This window comes from Endozoicomonas sp. SESOKO4, from assembly GCF_024606275.1.
Map to the genome: position 1 here is coordinate 1 of NZ_JAHHPS010000030.1, position 2,677 is coordinate 2,677.

Genomic DNA, 2,677 nt, shown 5'->3' on the forward strand with positions numbered 1-2,677 from the left:
GCGCTAATCCGCATCAGACCAGCTCTCTGAGGGCATCACTTACCCTGACAGAATCGGGTGAAAACGTTTCCTTAGCCTCTGTCGACTGTGCTATTAGGAGAACCAGGGTTCGAAAGCTGGGCTCAAGTCCTGATCCCTGAAATTTCAAACATCTGTCTCATACTGTACCGGGCCCGGAGCAGTACTTTTTACCACTACGTTCTGAATAATCAAAAAGTTCGCTGACAGCTCCCCACCCACATCGCTAAAAAAATGCAAACCCAACACTAGTCCCAGAAAATAAAAACCACCGGCAAACCACTGATTACAAATAGGAAATCAGGTAGCGTACTTCAAAGTGGCCGAAGTCCGTTATTTAGAGAGGAGAGAGAAAAAGCGGCCCAAAAATGGCCAAAAATCAGCTATTTTAAGAATTTTCCAAGCATGCAGTTATAAGACAGTGGATTATTATCAAACAGGCAGGAAGCCAGAAATAACTACTCCCCAAACCGACAAAAAGCCCTATAAAAGCAGGGCTTTCTGAAAATGGCGCGCTCGGTAGGATTCGAACCTATAACCGCTTGGTCCGCAGCCAGGTACTCTATCCAGCAGAGCTACGAGCGCGTAATACTCACTTGTTCACTGGCGGTGGGTGGGCTGCCAGCCTTCTAAATAGTTTTTCTGATAAACCCAGCCATCTCCAATGATTGAACTTGACAAAGTTAACAATATTGCTAACCTCACCTTATGAGAAAATCAACCTGGCAAATCCATTTTTTCAGTGATCGCGTCGCCAGAGACATGGACAAACTGCCTGCCGGGATACTGGCTGATTTCATTGACCTACTTGATCAGGTTGAAGTTCACGGTCCAAACCTTGGCGAACCTCATACCAAACTAATGGGTCGAGGACTTTATGAACTCAGGGCTCATGGATCTGAAGGAATAGGCAAAGGTCTTTTTTGCAGTGTTAAAGGAAATCACGTTGTTATTTTGCATGTGTTCCAGAAAAAAACTCAAAAAACACCTAAAAAAGACTTAGATCTGGGGTATCAACGAATGAAGGAGGTACAGCATGGCAAACTTAAGTTATAAGGCATTTCGTAAGAAAGCACTTGAGCGCGAAGACGTACAAGCCGCAATGGAAGAGAAATCAGAGTTCTTCTCACTCCGCCGTGAACTGATTCGAATGCGACAGGAAGCCGGAATGACCCAGGAAGACATTGCCCAGGCAATAGGCACACAGAAAACCAGTATCTGCCGACTTGAAAGCACCAACAGCAAAACACTACCCAGCCTGGGTATGCTGAAAAAATATGCTGAAGCCACCGGGCACAAGCTCAACATCACTTTTTCTCCTGCCTGAAACTATACCTTGTCAGCAATAGCAGCGAATGTCGACAGACTCATTTCAGAGTCTGCTGACATTCATGACTTTATGTCAAAGCGATCAGGCTGCCTGCCAGTTAGAGCAAGAAAAAGGACATCCATATAATAAAGAAGCTGGACATCTATACAAGTCAAATATAAGGGTGTCTTATTATTTGGAAGGCGTAGGAAACAGCAAAAGAACAACACCTGAAAGTGTTGGCTCAGAAAAAAGGGATTACCAGTGTCAGCTATGCCTCCCGGATCTTACGCCTGACCACCCTCTCGCCAGAGATTCAGAAGGCCATCATTGATGGCAGAAGCTTGGGTGGCCTGATGCTGGCTGATTTTATGAAGCCCTTTCCCCTGCTCTGGTCGGAGCAGAAGAAGGCTTTGGGGATACCGGAGGATTGATGTATTCCCTCACTGTCTCAAGCTACTTTGAGTGTTACCGAACGACCTAATTTTTGTAGCATGTCTACCAATGCATCAATAGTGAACTTGCTGGCCTTTCCTGTCATCACATCAGAGACTCTGGGTCTGTTCACATTCAACAGTCGTGCAGCTTCTTCCTGTTTCAGCTGGCGATCTCTGATGGTCTTTGTAATTTCTGCCATCAGTTGAATCTTGAGGTCCGCCTTAATTTTACCCTCAGCTTCCTCTTTCAGTTTCTTTGCTTCTTCAGGGGAAAAGCCCAAGTCAGCAAAAACGTTGCCACCTGTTGGTGTCGTATGTCCGATGTTCTTAATACTCATCCGTCCTTCCTCCTTTTGCTACGTTCTGCCGGAACCTGCTTGTAACGGCGGGCTGCTACTTGCTTGTCGTGCTGACTGGTTTGTTGGGTTTTCTTTTGAAAACTGTGCAGCACGTATACAGCTTCCTCAAACTTGGCCAAATACATCACTCGAAAAGCACCACCTTCTTCCGAGATGATAATTTCCCTGACACCTGCTCCCACTGTCTTGAAATCCTTCCAGTGTTCAGGGTCAAGGTCATGCTGTATCCGGCTTAATTGATAACCCGCTTCTCGCTTGGCCAAATCCGGGAATTCAAGCAGGTCTTCCAAGGAGCTGCCCATCCAGAAAATCGGTTTTTCGTTATCCAACAGCTTAGCACTATGTATAAAATTTTGTACACTTTAGAACAAATATAGTTCCTCTGTGGAGAAAAAAGCAGTAAAAAATAATCAAAAAGTTCGCTGACAGCTCCCCGCCCACACCGCTATAAACTAAGAAAGAAGTAAGAGAAGCAAGAAAAAGAGAAAAAGAAAAGAGAAAAGAAAAGAGAAAAAGGACATCCATATAAGGCAAGAAAAAGACAAGAAAAAGGA

The 2,677-nt window shown here is 44.9% G+C and carries 5 protein-coding genes and 1 tRNA gene; 3 read left to right on the top strand and 3 right to left on the bottom strand.

Features of this window, described 5'->3' with window-relative positions; all coding sequences use genetic code 11:
• Positions 1-526: 526 nt before the first annotated feature.
• Positions 527-603 (bottom strand) — tRNA-Arg (locus tag KDK16_RS00450).
• A 123-nt stretch (positions 604-726) separates the two neighbouring features.
• Between KDK16_RS00450 and KDK16_RS00455 the strand changes: the two genes are divergently transcribed.
• The 3 genes from KDK16_RS00455 to KDK16_RS00465 all read left to right on the top strand — a co-directional run bounded on the left by KDK16_RS00455 (position 727) and on the right by KDK16_RS00465 (position 1,761).
• Positions 727-1,074 carry a type II toxin-antitoxin system RelE/ParE family toxin gene (locus tag KDK16_RS00455; RefSeq protein ID WP_257274211.1) on the top strand — a complete coding sequence of 116 codons (348 nt, stop codon included), beginning with the start codon at positions 727-729 and terminating at the stop codon, positions 1,072-1,074.
• The gene (locus KDK16_RS00460; RefSeq protein ID WP_257274212.1) at positions 1,055-1,345 is read left to right on the top strand and encodes a helix-turn-helix domain-containing protein; all 291 of its coding nucleotides are present in this window, start codon (positions 1,055-1,057) and stop codon (positions 1,343-1,345) included. The genes KDK16_RS00455 and KDK16_RS00460 overlap by 20 nt, the downstream gene beginning before the upstream one ends.
• A 218-nt stretch (positions 1,346-1,563) precedes the next feature.
• A complete protein-coding gene (locus KDK16_RS00465; RefSeq protein WP_257274213.1) occupies positions 1,564-1,761 on the top strand; it encodes a hypothetical protein in 198 nt (65 codons plus the stop codon).
• A 17-nt stretch (positions 1,762-1,778) separates the two neighbouring features.
• Here KDK16_RS00465 and KDK16_RS00470 read toward each other — a convergent pair whose 3' ends face one another.
• Complete coding sequence (locus tag KDK16_RS00470; protein WP_257274214.1) at positions 1,779-2,102, bottom strand: helix-turn-helix domain-containing protein; 324 nt, start codon at positions 2,100-2,102, stop codon at positions 1,779-1,781.
• A complete protein-coding gene (locus KDK16_RS00475; protein WP_257274215.1) occupies positions 2,099-2,452 on the bottom strand; it encodes a type II toxin-antitoxin system RelE/ParE family toxin in 354 nt (117 codons plus the stop codon). Before KDK16_RS00475 ends, KDK16_RS00470 begins: the two co-directional genes overlap by 4 nt.
• Positions 2,453-2,677: the final 225 nt, after the last annotated feature.